Genomic DNA, 16,722 nt, shown 5'->3' with positions numbered 1-16,722 from the left:
ATACAAAAAATTGAGGGCGCGTGGCTCAGTGGATAGAGCAACAGATTCCGGTTCTGTGGGTCGGGGGTTCAAATCCCTCCGCGCTCGTTTTTTGTACATTAACTAATTATTTGTCACTGTTAACAGATTAATGTCATTTTTAACAAATTGATGTCACTGTTAACAGATTAATGTCACAGGGTTATACTGCTATATCTAAAGTATGGCAGCAATATGCTTTTGCAGAGCAATTAATCACCGATAAGATTAGTCAATAGTAGAGACACAGGTAAGTCCCTCCAAATCAAGAATCTGTTGCTCTATCCTTTCAACCCACCTAAAAAGTGTTTTTTTGTTGGTTTCAAATAGTATTGATGGAATCCTAAAATCTTCTTTCTATCCCAAATTTTTATTGGCTCTATCAACAAGGTTGGATGAAATTGAAAAATTGCCTGTGTCTTGTTGTAATATCTTCTGCCAACCGTACCTTTAAGCAAAGTATTGAAAATCTAGACGAACATCCCAAAAACGCTATACGCACAGATCTCAACTCGCCTCAAGCTGTGAGGGGTATTGAAACTTTCCCTCATCAAAGTAGATAAATTTGGACAACTCATCTTTCAACCCGCCTCAAGCTGTGAGGGGTATTGAAACTTGCTTTAAGCCAGCCAAAGTTAATAAAAAAGGCTTTCAACCCGCCTCAAGCTGTGAGGGGTATTGAAACTTAAAGAAAGCTACTGATATTTATGATTTTCAAGCTTTCAACCCGCCTCAAGCTGTGAGGGGTATTGAAACTTTTGAGAAAAAAGGTGGGGGTAGCTAGCAGCGTACTTTCAACCCGCCTCAAGCTGTGAGGGGTATTGAAACGTAGGAGGAGCGAATAAACCAAAATCTGCGTTTACTACCTTTCAACCCGCCTCAAGCTGTGAGGGGTATTGAAACTTCAGCGCCTCAAATCCTTCACTAGCAACGACTTCCAAAAGCATTTTGTCAGATCTGCCAAAGTTGCCTGTCACTTAACACTTAAAAAAGTAAATTACTTGACACCATAAAAGCTACAAGCCTTAATCAATAGGCGCTTTGAAGTTTTGGCAGATCTCCAGGGAAATTGACCCCGCTTCGATGCGTCAAAAAAATAATTAAGGTGGGTTCCTCCTTGATCGGAGGTGATTCAGTAGCCACCACTGCGGTAAACCCGCACCTCTATTACTGGGGGCGCACCTTATCCTATCCGTAAAGGATAGCAGCATCAAGGTGGGCAGCTACCAGGGTCAGAAAGCAAGACTGTTTGGCAGCAGTCAAACTAACCCGCATTTACACAGTACAGCGGCTTTATACAAGCATGAACTGCGGCGCTATTTATTAATACTTATTCTATTTTCAAGGTTCAGTGTTTTGTCAATCAGGTTTTTTGGCGGGAATGGTAAGCTGCGATCGCTAATTCTTTCGCCTTCTCTTGCGGACTACCTCTAATCGGCTGTTTTGACTCCTCTATGACAATTCCAGCTTTAGCCGCCTGACTTTGGATATTTGCCATTAATCGACTATAGCTCCACTGATGGACGCTAACTCGGTACTGTTTGGCATATTTTTGTTGAACTTCTATTAAGTCTGATTTCTGTTCAGCTTTGGCTTGAATCTCACTTTGCACCTGTTCTCGCATATCGCCCAATTTAGGAAGGACGATACTGCCAGCTTTATATGTTTGGGTGATCGCCACAATCTCTTTAGCTAGTAATCTGTCTACATACTGCCCTAATTCTGATTCTCCTATTTGATTTGGTGCAGCAAGCGTTTGAGCTATTTGGCGTTGGTGGGATAATGAATGTTTCTGTTGTCTCTGTTGGTTTAGTAATTTGAAATTATCGCCCAGTAGCTGTTTAATACTGCGGTAGGTAATGACTTTACTTGTAGAGCCATCAACTACTGCTACTGTTGCAGGTTTCTCTAAACCAAGGCTAACTGCAACAAGAATATGAGATTGACCTTGATATAGGGGCTTGCTAGGGCGGGGAAAGGAGTTATTAATTCTGGTTAGAGAGGAGTTTTTCCGTTTTATATGAGCAAGTTGTTGATCGTTGAGTTTACCTTTGGCTTTTGTCTTGGTGATAGTTTTAGCAATTTCTTCTGCTTTCTCTTCTCTAACAAGGTTTGTTCCTTCAGCCGTCCACAAGCGAGTATCTACAGAACAGTAAAGGATTAAGTGGTTAACTTTCCAAGGATCACCTTTACCTTCCCCTTCTTGCCAAGCAATACGTCCACTACGGAGAGTGAATAGGCTGCTAGAGTGTTGGTCTTTGCTGTTCCGTTTGATTTGCTGGTCTTCTAAAAAGCGTTGAAACCAGTGGAGATAGCGAGAATCACAGTAGACTTGAAAAGTACGCTTACCCAAACCATTGAATTTCACACATATACGTCCATGCTGGTTTTTCAACCAAGTTATGTCTTCGTTGGTTTCATAAGCGACTGGAAAAGGTACTTTGCTAGATTTTTTTAAAAGGCTGTCTTGCCAAGATTTCGCCTCTTCTTCACTTTCAGGAACGTTATCAGTGGCAAGCACAAGAGTTTCTAACCATTTGCTATTAGTCAAATCTCGACCTTTAGGAATTCGTGCCTCTAATTGTTCTCTCAGACGTTTAATTTGAATCTCAAGTTTACGGCGGCGGTTAGCAAATTTCTCAGCGTCTTCGTCTTTATAATTGATTTTGCAACCATTTTTGAGCAAATAGCTAATTGCACAACGAGTCACGATGTCTTCTGTATCCCAGTAATTCTCAAACAAAGTTTTAGAGATACTGCGATCGCTATCTGAGGCTTTTGATTTTTTGGTTTTCTTACGTTTCTTTCCTTTCGCTCGTTGTACCTCAACTTTATCTGGTTGGGGGGCAAATTGAACCAGTATTTCAGTAGCTTTAGTACGAAGACTTTCTAAAGTAAGTCCACTAACTTCTACTAATTCGGCATCACTTTTGAGCATTTCCCACCAGCGAATTTTGCCTTCTAGTTGGAACTGCGATCGCTTCATCAATGCAAACCAAGATTTGTAGATGTAATTTACTGTGGCGATCGCACTTGTGTAAAATCGCCCTGGTTGACCGATGAACCGAGGGTCAGTTTTCAAAGGCTGACATAGTTCTTTGACAATACCCTTTGGGTGTTTGCCCTTTTGTCGCCAAGTTTCAAACTCAGGATGTTGAGCTACTTGAACCAATAATTCATTAATCAGTGGCGTATTTAACTGAGCCATCAACTTCCATAGTTGATGACGTGTTGGCTCAGAAGCTACAAGACGACACTGAATAGTGATTTGGCTCATAATTTTAAAACAATTTTGTTCAATACTAACATATTTGTATTACACAAGTCTTCTGTAAAATGGGAATCTATGCAGGAGACATTTTTTACAAGTAAGGAAGCATCTAAAATCACAGGTTGCACGCTCCGTCAACTCCAGTATTGGCGGGAAAAAGGAGTAGTTGTTCCTGTCATTAGTGATACGGGTACAGGGCGTAGTATTTATTACTCAAAAACTAATTTAGTAGAATTGGCAGCTATGGTATATTGGCTGTCTGTAGGTTTGAGTTTTGATATTGCTTGCGAAACCTTGAAAACGCTAAAAGACGAAGAACCAGAGTTGTTTAGTTCAGGTACAGGTAGACGTTTTATGTTATTGCCAGAAGCACAGGAGCGATCGCTTGAGCTTAAGGAGTATGACAGAACAAAGGCGATCGCATCCTTAGATAAAGGTAAGCCTGTGTTTCCAGTGTGGTTGGATGAGATTTATCAGCAACTACAGCAAAAATTAAAAGCTTAAAGGAGCTACGAGAATATAGATGGTTGAACGTAATGGTAATGGGGATAAGTCCCTGGAAAACTGGATATGGGATGCAGCTTGTAGTATTCGCGGAGCGCAGGAAGCAGCTAAGTATAAGGATTTTATTCTGCCGTTGATTTTTACTAAACGACTGTGTGATGTGTTCGATGATGAGTTAAATCGGATTGCTGAGAAAGTAGGCTCTCGTGCCAAGGCGTTTAAGTTGGTGGCAATGGATCATAATTTAGTGCGGTTTTATTTGCCACTACAACCACAGAATCCTGATGATCCGGTTTGGTCAGTAATTCGCAAGCTTTCAGACAAGATTGGGGAGACTTTAACAGACTATTTACGAGAAATTGCTAAAGCTAATCCTTTATTGAATGGGATTATTAATCGCATTGATTTTAATGCAACAACTCATGGACAGCGTGACCTTGATGATGATCGCCTCTCGAACCTGATTGAAAAAATTTCGGAAAAGCGTCTGGGGTTAAAGGATGTAGAGCCGGATATCATTGGGCGCAGTTATGAGTATTTGATTCGTAAGTTTGCTGAGGGTTCGGGACAGTCAGCAGGGGAATTTTATACTCCAAAGGAAGTAGGGCTAATCATGGCGAAGATTATGCAGCCAGAACCTGGGATGACGATTTATGACCCCTGTTGTGGATCGGCGGGTTTATTGATTAAGTGTCAGTTGGTATTGCAAGAATCCCAAGGTTCAACAGCAAAATTTGCGCCGTTGCAATTGTATGGGCAAGAATACACAGGGAATACTTGGGCAATGGCAAACATGAACATGATTATTCACGATATGGAGGGGAAAATCGAAATCGGGGATACATTTCGCCATCCCAAATTCATGCAAGCGGGGAAATTAGCTCAGTTTGACCGAGTTGTAGCTAATCCCATGTGGAATCAAAAATGGTTTGCAGAAAAGGATTATGACGGGGATGAATTGGGACGATTCCCCAAGGGAGCAGGTTATCCAGGTTCATCGGCTGATTGGGGTTGGGTACAGCATATTTCGGCATCTTTAGATAAAACAGGAAAGGCGGCGATCGTTTTAGATACAGGTGCAGTGTCACGGGGTTCTGGTAGTGCCAATAAGAATAAAGAGAAGGATGTACGGCGTTGGTTTGTGGAGCAGGATTTAATTGAAGGGGTGATTTATTTACCAGAAAACCTGTTTTACAACACCTCTGCACCAGGGATTCTCTTGTTTTTGAATCATGCCAAACCCAAAGAACGGCAAGGTAAGCTATTTTTGATCAATGCCAGTTTAGTATTTGCCAAGGGCGATCCGAAGAACTACATTCCTGATGAGGGAATTGAGCACATTGCCAGCACCTTTGTAAGTTGGTGCGAGGAAGATAAGTTTAGTTGCATTGTCTCTAAGGATGACATTGCCCGTAATGATTATAATATTTCGCCATCTCGTTATATTCATGTGGCGGAAACGGATGAGTTTCGACCAATTGCCGAAATTTTGGAGGAGTTGGATGTTTTGGAGAAGGAAGCAGAGGTGACCAATGAGGCATTAAAAAATGTTCTGGAGCGGTTTAAGTAGATTATTTCATTTGCTTTCGCATAGCAAATACCATGTTAAAAAGGAATATTTAGATGAATTTTTCCCCAGTTAAAAATATTCCCGAAGATTGGAATATTGTTGAGTTGCAAACTACTGGTGAGGTTATATATGGTATTCAAGCATCAGTAGCTAATAATACTGAACCTATTGGCACAAAGATAATTACCAACAAAAATATTTCTCTTGATGGGAAACTAATTTTTGAGAAGCAGAGTTATTTTGAAATCAAAACAGCAAGCCATCGCAAAACTTTATTGATAAAAGGCGATATCCTCTTTAATTGGCGTAGTGGAAGTCAGGAGCATGTAGGCAAGACTGCATATTTTGATATAGATGGCGAATATACACATTCATCATTTATTCTTAGAATACGTCCTAATAAAAGTATTATTAATGGCAAATTTCTTTATTACTATTTATATTGGTTGCGTGAATCTAAATACTTTATAAAAGCTCATAGCTACGCTATTAATGCCAAGTTTAATAAAAGTGCTGTAAATTCATTACCTACGCTCCTCCCCCCTTTGGAAGAACAGCAAAAAATATCGGTAGTGTTGTCGATAGTCCAGGATGCAATCACACAACAAGAAAAGCTAATCACTCTCTCCACTGAACTGAAAAAATCCCTCATGCATAAACTATTTACAGAGGGAACTCGTGGTGAACAACAAAAGATGACAAAAATAGGTCTTATTCCTGAGAGTTGGAAAATTGTTCCATTGGGCGATTTGATTTCTTTTGGTCCAAATAATGGTCTTTATAAACACCAATCTGAGTATGGTTCAGGAACTCTTGTTCTTAGGATAGATGACTTTAGTAACGATGGCGATATCGTCGATAATGCAGCAAATCGATTGAATACTGATAATAATGATAAGGAAAAGTATGGATTAGTAAAAAATGATATTGTTCTAAATAGAGTTAATAGTTTATCTCATTTAGGAAAGACTGCATTAATCGGTGAACTGCAAGAACCGATGGTCTTTGAATCTAACATGATGCGCTTTCGTGTGAATGAATCAATGATTCTACCTAAATTTGCTTTCTACATACTGAATAGCAGTAGTATCAAAGTTCAAATTATTGGAAGTGCTAAGAGAGCAGTAGCACAGGCAAGTATTAATCAAGGTGATGTGAAAAATTTACTCTTTCCATTACCCGACTTATGTGTTCAGAGCGAGTTAGTTAGCATAACTACCCAATTAAGTCAGAAAATAGCTATTTATCAGGATCGTGTAAAAATTTTTAAGAATCTCTTCCTTACTCTCCTCCAGCAACTCATGACCGCCCAAATCCGAGCGGATGACCTAAACCTTTCCGCTCTCAATCTCGAAATGCAGGGAAGAGATGAATAAAAATGCTAAACTTTGATGAACTCTGGGAACTCCTCATTACCGAAGACGAAGGCGTAGAAATAGAAGCAAAAAAAGGCTCAGAAGTTGGTAAAACTTGCTGGGAGACTATTAGTGCATTTTCTAATGAACCCAGTCTAGGAGGGGGCTATCTTATACTCGGTATCAAATCATCAGAAGAAAGTGATACCAACAATTATGAAATTGAAGGAATAGCAGATCCCGACAAAATACAACGTGACTTAGCTACCCAATGCCGAGAAAACTTTAACATCACTATTCGTCCCCAAATAGAAACTGCCACCAAAGACGGAAAAATCGTAATAGTTGCTTTTATTCCCGAAGTCCAACCATCAGAAAAACCTGTCTATATTACAAAAAGGGGACTTCCCCAAGGTGCATTTAGGCGCATTGCTTCAACTGATCAAAAATGCACTGAAAGAGATATTGAACTATTGTTCTTAATGATCTGCCCAAAGCATTTGGTCTTGCAGAAAACGGGATTCACCGCAGAGAAACACCCCTAATTCCCCGTAAAGTTATCCGAGAAGCAATTGTTAACGCTGTAATGCACCGTAACTATCGGGAACGGAGTCCTGTTCAGATTATTCGCTTCTCAGATCGTTGAGAAATTCGTAATCCTGGTTATTCTCTCAAACCCACAGATGAATTTGACCAACCAGGGTCAAAAACTCGTAACGAAAAAATTGCCGCAGTTCTCCATGAAGTAAATCTTGCGGAAACAAAAGGATCTGGTGGTAGGGTTATGTTGGAGAAAATGCTGGAAGCGAACTTGACCCTACCTTTGTTTGTTTCCAATCGAGATAGAGATTATTTTCATCTGACTCTTTTTACCCATCATCTTCTTGATGGAGAAGATATTGAATGGCTAACGCAATTCAAAAATTATGGATTAAGTAATGATGAAGCCAAAGCACTTGTTGTCTTAAAACAAGTGGGAATAATTAATAATTTAATTTACCGTGTCACCAATGATGTTGATACTCTCACTGCCAGTCAACACTTGAGACGCTTACGAGATGCAGGACTGCTTGAACAACAGGGCAAAGGATCAGCCACTTGCTATACCCTGAACCCTGAGTTTCAACCACAAGAACAATTAGAAGTAGATACGTCTAATCTGGACAGTCACACAACACATAGCCTATCTGGACAGTCCCCGAACCCTAATCTGGACAGTAGTACACTTGAGCCGGACAGCTTATCTGGACAGTTCCCAAAACCTAATCTGGACAGTAGTACACTTGAGGCGGATAGCTTATCTGGACAGTCCCCGAACCCTAATCTGGACAGTAGTACACTTGAGGCGGATAGCCTATCTGGACAGTCCCTAGAATCTAATCTGGACAGTAGTAAATTTACACCTCAACAGCTGACTCTTGAATTATTTCCTCCGATCAAAACAGAATCCCTAGAAGAACGATTAGCGAACATAGGTAAACGAACCGAACCAGAGGAAATCAAAAATTTAATTCTTGAGTTGTGTAAGATAGAACCTCGCTCATCCAGCGAATTACAATCAATGTTAAAACGACAGCGAAAATATTTATTAGATCAATATCTAAAACCTTTAATTGATGAGGGTTTGCTTGAATATACAATTCCTGAAAAACCTAATGACCCTCATCAAACTTACCGCAGTACTCAAAAATAAATTATACCTTTATCCTACTTATGCCAAAACCTGGGGAACACAAAACTGTTCAAAGCCGTATTATCACTTACGCTCAAGAAATCGGCTGGAAATTTGTATCTCGTGACGAAGCCGAAACCAGAAGAGGCTTTAATAACCACAGCGGCAACATTCAAGAAAAAGCTGCTCAAGCTTCTATCTATTTTAACGATATCCTTTATCAAAAAGTCCGTCAATTTAACCCCAAGTACAGCGATGGAGAAGGCGTACTTATCGCTTTACTAAGTAACTTACCTGCCGACATATACGGAAATCGAGACTTTCTCACCTATCTCCGCAACCAAGGCAAATATTTCTACGCTGCGGAAAATCGGGAACTTGACCTAAAACTGATTGAATATGACGATCCTAACTTAACCGCAAATACCTACGAAGTCACTGAAGAATACTACATTCATAACGGCAAGTACGGCATACGGGAAGATGTGGTTTTTTTGATCAACGGTATTCCTATTCTTGTCATCGAATGCAAAAATGCCACTAAAGATGAAGCCATAGCTTTAGGCATTGACCAAATCCGCCGCTACCATACCGAAACCCCAGAGTTATTTGTTCCCCAGATGATTTTTACCGCCACTGAAGCTATTGGCTTTTCTTATGGGGTGACATGGAACACGATACGGCGCAACATCTTTAACTGGAAAGCAGAACAAATCGGTCAACTAGAGGAAAAAATTAAGAGCTTTTGTCAACCTGACGATATTCTCCAACTCCTGCAAAATTATATTCTCTTTGCAGAAAAAGAAGAAACTCTGCAAAAATTTATTCTGCGTCAACATCAAACTACCGCCATTGAAAATGTCATTGAACGCTGTCACGATCCTGAACGCACTAAAGGACTTGTCTGGCATACCCAAGGCAGTGGTAAAACCTTCACTATGATTAAAACGGCGGAAATGCTCTTTAAAGCTCCAGAGAGCGATAAGCCAACAGTTCTGCTAATGATTGACCGCAACGAACTGGAAGATCAGATGCTCAGAAACCTCATTAACTTGGGGCTGAATAATGTTCAACACGCCGATCGCATTACTACCCTTAATCAACTATTAAAAGATGATTATCGGGGCATTATCGTCACCATGATCCACAAATTTCGCGATATGCCTGCCAACATTAATTTGAGAAAAAATATTTATATTCTGATTGACGAAGCGCACCGCACCACCGGAGGTGATTTAGGAACATTCCTGATGGCAGGATTACCTAATGCCACATTTATCGGCTTTACTGGCACACCTGTAGATAAAACTAGCTACGGTAAAGGCACATTTAAAACCTTCGGTACAGATGATAAACAGGGGTATCTGCATAAATATTCAATTGCTGAAAGTATTGAAGACGGAACCACACTACCCCTTTACTACAATATTGCTTCCAACAAGATGATTGTGCCAAGGAAACTCATGGAAGAAGAATTTCTTAACTTGGCAGAAACTGAAGGTATTAGCGATATTGCTGAATTAAATAAAATTCTAGATCGTGCCGTCAATTTAAAAAATTTCCTAAAAGGTGATCAAAGAGTAGATCAGGTAGCGAAATCTGTCGCCAAGCATTACACTCAAAACATAGAACCACTTGGTTATAAAGCATTTTTAGTCGCCGTTGACCGTCCCGCTTGCGCTAAATATAAACAAGCCTTAGATAAGTATTTGCCTACAGAATACTCCGCAGTTGTCTATACCGGAAACAATAACGACACTCAAGAACTCAAAACCTACCACCTCGACGACAAGACAGAAAAACAAATCCGTAAAAACTTCGCTAAGTTTGGGGAGTACCCCAAAATCCTCATTGTTACCGAGAAACTGCTGACAGGATTTGATGCTCCCTTGCTTTATGCCATGTATCTAGATAAACCCATGCGCGATCATACCTTATTACAAGCGATCGCGCGTGTAAATCGTCCCTACGAAAGCGAATCTCAGGAAATGGTGAAACCGCATGGCTTTGTGCTAGATTTTGTAGGCATTTTTGACAAACTAGAAAAAGCCCTTGCCTTCGACAGTGAAGAAATTAACGCCATTATCAAAGATTTGAAACTGCTCAAAACTTTATTCAAAACCAAAATCGAGCAGCAAGCCCCAACTTATTTGAGCTTGATTCAGAACAATTTTAACGATAAAGATGTAGATGATATTATTGAGCATTTCCGAGAGCAAGAACGCAGAAAAGCATTTTTTAAAGCCTATAAAGAGCTAGAAATGCTCTATGAAATTATCTCCCCTGATGCTTTTCTGCGTCCCTACATGGACGATTACGCCACCCTTTCCTCTATTTATGAGGTAATTCGCAAAGCCTACAGTAAAAGGGTTTACGTCGATAAAGCCTTGCAGCGCAAGACCGATGAACTCGTACAAAAACATATTGGCGCAACTGCGATCGCAACTGTAACAAATTTTGTTGAAATTAATGCCCAAACCCTTGAAATCATCAAAGATAAGCAAGGAGGTGAAACTACCAAAGTAATCAACCTCATCAAAAGCATCGAAAAAACTGCCGAAGAAAATCCCGATGACCCTTTTCTCATTGCAATGGCAGAACGTGCCAAAATCATCCAAGAAAATTTTGAAAATCGCCAGACCAATACCCAAGAAGCTTTAGATACACTGGTTCAAGAAATTAGCCAAAATGAGCAGCGCAAGAAAGAACAGGCTAGACGGGGGTTTGATAGTTTAACGTTTTTTGTATTTCAAAGCTTAAAGGAAGCAGGTATTAATAATCCTGAAGACGTGAGCAATCAAATTAAACAAGCTTTTATCGAGTATCCTAATTGGCGAACCAGTGAGGCAGAATTAAGAGAGTTGCGGAAAGAAGTTACTTTCGCAATTTTTGCTGAAATCGATGATTTGGATCAAGTAACAGCAGTTGTTGATAAACTATTTATGCTGCTGAGTAAAGCCTATGAGATCTGAAGACAAAGCAACCTTCAAAGCAAGAGTCTGGCAATGGGCACAAAAGCTGGATGTTCAAGTCCAATCAATTATGTTGCGCTCTATGCACAACAAGTGGGCATCCTGTTCATCTTCGGGACGCTTGACTTTTGATACATCCCTGTTAGATTTACCAATTCACCTTCAAGATTACGCGATTGTCCATGAGTTATTGCACCTTCAAGTTCCCAATCATGGGAGGCTTTGGCAGTGCTTGATGCAAGCTTACTTAGGCGATTATGAATCCTCTGAAGAAGAATTAAAAAGAATTGCTAGTAAGCAACAAAATAAGTCTTGCAAATAATCAAAACATCAATATAAACAAACTGCACATATTTATATTACTTATTTTTATACAGGGCGATTTGCACTTCAATAAGTTAATAACAACCTCAGTTCAGGTTAAGGAGGTTTATTCAAGCTTAAATGCCTGAAACAAGGCAACCTCTTTGACAAATTATAGAATCAAGCTACGGCTTAATCAGGTTTTCAGCTTATCCTGAACTCAGGTTAATAACAGGATATTGTGTGTGAGAAATTCATATCTTATTCAAGACGGTAACTATAAAACACTAAATTTAACCTGTTTTTCCACTCTGAGAAAATAAAAATAAAAGCCAAATTTTGAACTGTGGATAGAAATCGCATTTGAGCGTTTATTTTTCTAACACAACTGCTGAAATCATAGTTTTTTCCTAAAAGTCTTTTGCTGTAAGCATTCCAAATTATTCTCCCCCGAAAGTGATAAAAGACGGTTAATTATTCTGCAATAGAAAGAACTTGTTTTAAATAAACAATAATTTCTTCTTGATTATTTTTAAAGTTTGGAAACTGCTTTTCACAAACTTTAGAAAATTTTTTTAAAACTTTCTTGCTGATTGCGCTTTCATCTTGAAAAATAGCTACGGGATAAAAATTATTTTGCCATTTTTCAAATTGAAATAAAGAAATAGTGGCATCCTTAACTTTATTATCATTAGGAAGAGCATAAATATATAAAGGTGTTTTTAAATGGTTAATATAACAATCAACTTCATAAACTCCATCTGGATCATGTTGAGGATCGTGCCATTCAAATGTATATCTATTTTTAGGGACATTTTTTTCAATCAAAGATCTAAAATCTTCATAAAAAGTATATTTAACTCTTTCTCTAGAAAGATAATTAATATCAGATATTTTTAACAAAGCCTGAGCAAAACTAAATAAAGCATTTCCATATTCATTTTCATTTATTCTAATAATCAACTCACCATATCTATCTTCTACTTGAAACTCCTGTAGTGCATATTCAATAAGTTCTCTACGTGTTCCAGTTGCTAAATCAATGGGATTGATTCTATAACTTAAATGTAGATAAGTATGACCCTCATCTGAAAGCAACCAATTTTCTTTTTCTTTTTTTAAAACAATAGCTAGGTGATCACCATCATCAAAACGAAAGGGTGTAAATACACGAAACCTATCCTTACCTTCTTCTAAAAGGCGAATTTCTTCACAAACCTTTCTTTTAAATTCCTGTGTGATCGCGTCTGTAATCATAATATCCACTTAGCTGAAAAGCTCTAGCTGAGGATCATCAGGTAAAATAAAAGCGCAATCTTCTATCATACAATATAATGCTTCACCATAATTAGTAAATCTATCAGTTGGTTGTGCATATTTATCTTATTCTCCATTTCCATAATTTTGATAACGTTCTGTAGCAGTATGAATATGAAAATCGTAAAATCGGTTTTTTTCAATTGGGTTAGTATGTTCGTGGCTTTTTCCATCATATCTTTTTAAATGGAAAACCTTGTTAGAACTAGATAAATAAACACCAAGAATAATTGAAAAATCTAGCTGATTAAAATTGCTTTGGCGTAAAATTAATAAAAATTTATTTCCATTTTTACCTTCAATTTCAAAACTACGTTGTTTAGAGCCACGTCCTTCTTGAAGTTTAATTTTGGATTTCCAATTCGACAATAAAGGTTTAGGTTCGTTAATTAAATCATCAATTTCTGCATCTGAATATTTAACCACTTGTTGCTCAAAGTTAAAATTGTATAAACAAAAAGCTGTTTAATAAGCTGACTTTTGATGTTTAGCCATTGTGGTAAATTCCAGAAAACACCTCTGACACCACCTATTAACCCAAAAAGCAGGTATTTGAAATTTGGCTCACAATTTGGGCATTCTGCTCATAATCTTAATCTATGTTTGCTATGAAACTCCACCACCATAAAATACTACAAACTACCACTCAATATTGTGACATGCCGACTAAGCTTAACAAGTAGCACATAAACCAATTGCCTCAAATTGCAGGCGAAACGTTAGGAGATTAAACCGGAATTTTTCCTAACGTGCGATCGCCTCACTTCCCTTTTCCTTGATTTGACGAAATCGTTCCATCAGCCTGTGCTTGTTTAATCGCTCGTCTCAGAATTAACACTGCCATTTGCGACAAAGAACGCTCCTCTGCATCCGCCAGTTGTTGCAGAGCTTCTTTGTCTTCTTCTTCCATGTAAATACTCAACGTTACTTTTCCCATGTGACTATCATCAGCTTTTCTATGTATTTTTATATTAAATCACTAAAAACAAATTAATTTAAATAGGAATACATATATTTTATGTATGATTACTGATAAGTCAAAAGCCAGCGCACAACTTTCTCAGGGATGACGCTGGCTTCTGGCTCCCTTTCACAGGAGACATATTCCATGTTAAGACCTGTTTGCCATAAAACAGATGAATACAGAGGTTATCTACAAGCTTTAGATGACTTTGGTATTGCTGAACTATTGGCGAAACTCAGCGATTATTGTGAACAGCAAGAACAAGAAAGTTTAGCAGCGTTGTTAATTTCCCAATTAACCCAGAGCATTGATGCTGAACTGATTGCTAATTATTCCAGTGCGATCGCTCAAAGCCAAAAAAATTCACTTCCAACATTAATTACTCATAAATTTACTCCGAGTTCGGTTGATTTACCTGAAGACTTTCCCAATACAGCAAAGACACCCCGCTTTTTGTACGGCGACAAATTGCGTTGGGTTGGTTCTGACACGGATTGGGGAATTGCGATCGGCAGATTTTATAGCTTTGCTCCCCATCTTTGCTGCTGGACTTGGTGCTACCTGATTTGGTTGAGCAAAGATAGCCCCAGTGCTGCTTGGACATATGCCGATATTGCCTGGGAAAAAGATTTAGAACCACTGGAAGGGTCGCCGCTATGACTAATCCGCGTCCTTTACAGGTACGAGAGCAAAATTTGATTGATCTATACAGCCATTGTCAACTAGGAATGACACCCAAGAATTTTTATGCCAAATGGGATGTCAATCATGAAGCTATGGCTCGGATTTGCTCTCGTTCAATTTCAACCGTCCGGCGTTGGTTTTCCAAAGGTCGCAATTACCGCAGACCGATGCCCAGTGATTTACGCCATCTTGCCCTAATGGACTTCCTGCTAGAAAACTTTGAGGAAATCCCCGAAGAATTTCTGAAGATACTCTGTTCTTTCACAAAGCATAAGTAGGAATCGAAAAGTTGATGGTGAATCTCGACTACGCTTGATTGCCGCGTTCGCGTAGCGTCCCGCAGGGAAGTCGAACTGTCAACCAATTGCAATGTCAGGATGACATTTTTTTACCAGCCACTCTCACATTAGGGTGGCTTTAGTGTTGGCAATGTTCAAGCAACTTTTGTCTATTATTCCACTGCAATTCAATAGCTAAATCATAGGTATGATCGGGAGGTTTTTGTGACCTACATTGAAAAGCTAAATCCTTGGTGTATAGTCCGCCATTTTCCTAGTATGCAACACCAGATAGTTGCTCGTTTTCGCCGCCGCAGTGATGCGGAAGCTCATTCCCAAGCTCTACACCGACTGATACCAAATGCAACTTTCTCAATTATGTTCAATCCGACCGTCGAGCAACCAGAACAAATTACTCCATGATTCGGTCATTTTGGGAGCCAATTTAAGTTGTAGCGAATTCTCTTATTTGTTGAAACATAAAATATCCCCCCATGTTACCTTTTTCCAGTAAAGCAGGGGGGATTATTAGTGGCTAAAATTTGAATACTATATTGCACAAACTTAGTAATCAATAGACTTTTGATGCTTGACCATATCGGCAAAAGTTAGAAAACAACGATGACACCAACCATCTACCCATACTGCTGGAACCTTAAATCTTGCCCCACAGTTTGGGCATTCTGACAACAAGGTTAAATTGTGACTCGTGCATCTTTGTGTCACCTTCAACTGCCACTCAATTTTGTGACAAGGTGACTCAACATAACAAGCAGCACATAACCGAATCGGCTCAAGCTTCATCCCTACCCCAGCAGGTGGTAACATCTGCGCTAACCTATCGACATCAACCCCCACAACCTTAGCCAATGCTTCTAAATGCTGGCGAGAAGGAGGGGGATTAAACCGAAATTTCTCCCACCGTGCGATCGCACCCCCAAAACCTGCTGCTTTCCCTAATCCAGTAGGAGTTAAATCGTTTGCCCGCCGAAAGCGTCCCAAAAAGTGACTCAAACTTTCTCCCACTAAAGGTTCTACTTGAAACAGCCAAGATTGAATCTCTGGGACTTCCATTATTTATACTCTGCTGCTACTTCCTTCAAGGTTTCCAAATCAATCTTTGGTAATCCTTTCTTTAATGCCCGGATTGCTGACTCCCTCAGAATCATATCCAGCAACCCAATGTAACCTCCTGTTGCCTCACCCAAAGTCTTCAGCATTGTCTTACTGGAAAGATTAGAAGCAACTGGCAGTTTTAAAACTTGTTTTTCCCAAATCTCCACAGTTCGCTGAAAATCTTCCCCAGAAAACTTACCAAACCGATGACAGGAACGAAAACGGTTATAAACTTGCTCATCTCGCTTGATTACAGCGTCTAATCTGTCAGTACCCACCAAAATCACTGCTATTTCCAACTTGTCAAAAATATCCCGCACTTCAGCAAAAGTCTTGGGTTTAAAGCGATCGGCTTCATCAATAATCAGCATTTCCACTCCACATCCTTTAAGAACCCGCAGCGTTCTCTCTCTAATCTCTGCTACTGTTCCTTTTGTCATTTGATATTTCAAATGCTCAATAATTGCTGCAAATAACTCCTTAGCACTACACTCTTGAGGTATTTGGATATAAGCAACAGGCACAGTAGGGGGTTTTCCTGGTTCTTGTTGAGGTTTATGCCGGAGTCTGTAGGCATCACAACCCATTGTTTTACCTTAGGGGAAACGCATCTTATTTCCTAATAAAAACTAAGAGAGATTTCAAAATGACATTGATAATTGTAAAAATTCCGGCAATGATAAATAAAACAAATAAAA

At 39.3% G+C, this 16,722-nt stretch carries 16 protein-coding genes, 1 tRNA gene and 1 CRISPR repeat array; of the genes, 11 read left to right on the top strand and 6 right to left on the bottom strand.

All coding sequences use genetic code 11. The features are described from left to right. Positions 1-14 precede the first annotated feature (14 nt). Positions 15-87: transfer RNA gene (locus H6G41_RS03880), tRNA-Arg, on the top strand. Positions 88-459: 372 nt separating this feature from the next. Continuing rightward, a CRISPR array of direct repeats spans positions 460-923; the repeat unit is 30 nt; unit sequence CGCCTCAAGCTGTGAGGGGTATTGAAACTT. Between the two features lie 458 nt (positions 924-1,381). Here the strand turns inward: H6G41_RS03880 and cas12k are convergent. Beyond that, positions 1,382-3,295, bottom strand: coding sequence for a type V CRISPR-associated protein Cas12k (gene cas12k / locus H6G41_RS03875; RefSeq protein ID WP_190743789.1), 1,914 nt, complete (start codon positions 3,293-3,295; stop codon positions 1,382-1,384). A gap of 69 nt (positions 3,296-3,364) precedes the next feature. Between cas12k and H6G41_RS03870 the strand changes: the two genes are divergently transcribed. The 7 genes from H6G41_RS03870 (at position 3,365) to H6G41_RS03845 (ending at position 11,684) form a co-directional block, all read left to right on the top strand. Further along, positions 3,365-3,793: a MerR family transcriptional regulator gene (locus tag H6G41_RS03870; protein WP_190743787.1), complete on the top strand. Its 429-nt coding sequence runs from the start codon at positions 3,365-3,367 to the stop codon at positions 3,791-3,793. A gap of 19 nt (positions 3,794-3,812) precedes the next feature. Continuing rightward, positions 3,813-5,363, top strand: coding sequence for a class I SAM-dependent DNA methyltransferase (locus H6G41_RS03865; protein ID WP_190743785.1), 1,551 nt, complete (start codon positions 3,813-3,815; stop codon positions 5,361-5,363). Positions 5,364-5,416: 53 nt separating this feature from the next. Further along, a complete protein-coding gene (locus tag H6G41_RS03860) occupies positions 5,417-6,739 on the top strand; it encodes a restriction endonuclease subunit S (protein WP_190743783.1) in 1,323 nt (440 codons plus the stop codon). A gap of 2 nt (positions 6,740-6,741) precedes the next feature. Next, the gene (locus H6G41_RS34945) at positions 6,742-7,263 is read left to right on the top strand and encodes a helix-turn-helix domain-containing protein (protein ID WP_242037797.1); all 522 of its coding nucleotides are present in this window, start codon (positions 6,742-6,744) and stop codon (positions 7,261-7,263) included. A gap of 104 nt (positions 7,264-7,367) precedes the next feature. After that, entirely contained in the window at positions 7,368-8,411 is a 1,044-nt protein-coding gene (locus tag H6G41_RS34940; protein ID WP_308795972.1) for a Fic family protein, read from the top strand. A gap of 20 nt (positions 8,412-8,431) precedes the next feature. Then, complete coding sequence (locus H6G41_RS03850) at positions 8,432-11,362, top strand: type I restriction endonuclease subunit R (protein WP_190743781.1); 2,931 nt, start codon at positions 8,432-8,434, stop codon at positions 11,360-11,362. Further along, positions 11,352-11,684, top strand: a complete 333-nt coding sequence (locus tag H6G41_RS03845) for a M48 family metallopeptidase (RefSeq protein WP_190743779.1) — start codon at positions 11,352-11,354, stop codon at positions 11,682-11,684. Before H6G41_RS03850 ends, H6G41_RS03845 begins: the two co-directional genes overlap by 11 nt. Positions 11,685-12,139: 455 nt before the next feature. On the opposite strand, the gene H6G41_RS03840 is transcribed toward H6G41_RS03845, so the two are convergent. The 3 genes from H6G41_RS03840 to H6G41_RS03830 all read right to left on the bottom strand — a co-directional run bounded on the left by H6G41_RS03840 (position 12,140) and on the right by H6G41_RS03830 (position 13,919). Beyond that, positions 12,140-12,922 carry a DUF1828 domain-containing protein gene (locus H6G41_RS03840; RefSeq protein ID WP_190743777.1) on the bottom strand — a complete coding sequence of 261 codons (783 nt, stop codon included), beginning with the start codon at positions 12,920-12,922 and terminating at the stop codon, positions 12,140-12,142. Between the two features lie 126 nt (positions 12,923-13,048). Next, positions 13,049-13,408, bottom strand: a complete 360-nt coding sequence (locus H6G41_RS03835; protein ID WP_190743775.1) for a DUF6978 family protein — start codon at positions 13,406-13,408, stop codon at positions 13,049-13,051. A gap of 334 nt (positions 13,409-13,742) precedes the next feature. Then, entirely contained in the window at positions 13,743-13,919 is a 177-nt protein-coding gene (locus H6G41_RS03830; RefSeq protein ID WP_190743773.1) for a ribbon-helix-helix protein, CopG family, read from the bottom strand. Between the two features lie 171 nt (positions 13,920-14,090). Here H6G41_RS03830 and H6G41_RS03825 point away from each other — a divergent pair, with 171 nt between their 5' ends. From H6G41_RS03825 to H6G41_RS03815, 3 genes are all read left to right on the top strand, one after another. Beyond that, positions 14,091-14,606, top strand: a complete 516-nt coding sequence (locus H6G41_RS03825) for a hypothetical protein (RefSeq protein ID WP_190743771.1) — start codon at positions 14,091-14,093, stop codon at positions 14,604-14,606. Beyond that, positions 14,603-14,908 (top strand): helix-turn-helix domain-containing protein, encoded by a 306-nt coding sequence (locus H6G41_RS03820; protein ID WP_190743770.1) that lies wholly within the window; start codon positions 14,603-14,605, stop codon positions 14,906-14,908. The genes H6G41_RS03825 and H6G41_RS03820 overlap by 4 nt, the downstream gene beginning before the upstream one ends. 225 nt (positions 14,909-15,133) lie before the next feature. Continuing rightward, positions 15,134-15,331 carry a hypothetical protein gene (locus H6G41_RS03815; RefSeq protein WP_190743769.1) on the top strand — a complete coding sequence of 66 codons (198 nt, stop codon included), beginning with the start codon at positions 15,134-15,136 and terminating at the stop codon, positions 15,329-15,331. 141 nt (positions 15,332-15,472) lie between these two features. Here H6G41_RS03815 and H6G41_RS03810 read toward each other — a convergent pair whose 3' ends face one another. Beyond that, positions 15,473-15,982 (bottom strand): helix-turn-helix transcriptional regulator, encoded by a 510-nt coding sequence (locus H6G41_RS03810; RefSeq protein WP_190743768.1) that lies wholly within the window; start codon positions 15,980-15,982, stop codon positions 15,473-15,475. After that, positions 15,982-16,611, bottom strand: coding sequence for a TniB family NTP-binding protein (locus tag H6G41_RS03805; protein ID WP_190743767.1), 630 nt, complete (start codon positions 16,609-16,611; stop codon positions 15,982-15,984). Before H6G41_RS03805 ends, H6G41_RS03810 begins: the two co-directional genes overlap by 1 nt. Positions 16,612-16,722: the final 111 nt, after the last annotated feature.

The organism is Tolypothrix sp. FACHB-123, assembly GCF_014697075.1.
Taxonomy (GTDB): Bacteria; Cyanobacteriota; Cyanobacteriia; order Cyanobacteriales; family Nostocaceae; genus Aulosira.
Note: the sequence above shows the minus strand (reverse complement) of the source record. Positions and strands in the feature narration are given on the sequence as shown.

Excerpts from the sequence above, each read along its gene's own strand:
- H6G41_RS03870 (WP_190743787.1), top strand. The coding sequence starts at position 3,365 with ATGCAGGAGACATTTTTTACAAGTAAGGAAGCATCTAAAATCACAGGT.
- H6G41_RS03840 (WP_190743777.1), bottom strand. The coding sequence starts at position 12,922 with ATGATTACAGACGCGATCACACAGGAATTTAAAAGAAAGGTTTGTGAA.
- H6G41_RS03820 (WP_190743770.1), top strand. The coding sequence starts at position 14,603 with ATGACTAATCCGCGTCCTTTACAGGTACGAGAGCAAAATTTGATTGAT.
- H6G41_RS03805 (WP_190743767.1), bottom strand. The coding sequence starts at position 16,611 with ATGGGTTGTGATGCCTACAGACTCCGGCATAAACCTCAACAAGAACCA.
- H6G41_RS03845 (WP_190743779.1), top strand. The coding sequence starts at position 11,352 with ATGAGATCTGAAGACAAAGCAACCTTCAAAGCAAGAGTCTGGCAATGG.
- cas12k (WP_190743789.1), bottom strand. The coding sequence starts at position 3,295 with ATGAGCCAAATCACTATTCAGTGTCGTCTTGTAGCTTCTGAGCCAACA.
- H6G41_RS34945 (WP_242037797.1), top strand. The coding sequence starts at position 6,742 with ATGCTAAACTTTGATGAACTCTGGGAACTCCTCATTACCGAAGACGAA.
- H6G41_RS03810 (WP_190743768.1), bottom strand. The coding sequence starts at position 15,982 with ATGGAAGTCCCAGAGATTCAATCTTGGCTGTTTCAAGTAGAACCTTTA.
- H6G41_RS03860 (WP_190743783.1), top strand. The coding sequence starts at position 5,417 with ATGAATTTTTCCCCAGTTAAAAATATTCCCGAAGATTGGAATATTGTT.
- H6G41_RS03850 (WP_190743781.1), top strand. The coding sequence starts at position 8,432 with ATGCCAAAACCTGGGGAACACAAAACTGTTCAAAGCCGTATTATCACT.
- H6G41_RS03865 (WP_190743785.1), top strand. The coding sequence starts at position 3,813 with ATGGTTGAACGTAATGGTAATGGGGATAAGTCCCTGGAAAACTGGATA.
- H6G41_RS03825 (WP_190743771.1), top strand. The coding sequence starts at position 14,091 with ATGTTAAGACCTGTTTGCCATAAAACAGATGAATACAGAGGTTATCTA.
- H6G41_RS03830 (WP_190743773.1), bottom strand. The coding sequence starts at position 13,919 with ATGGGAAAAGTAACGTTGAGTATTTACATGGAAGAAGAAGACAAAGAA.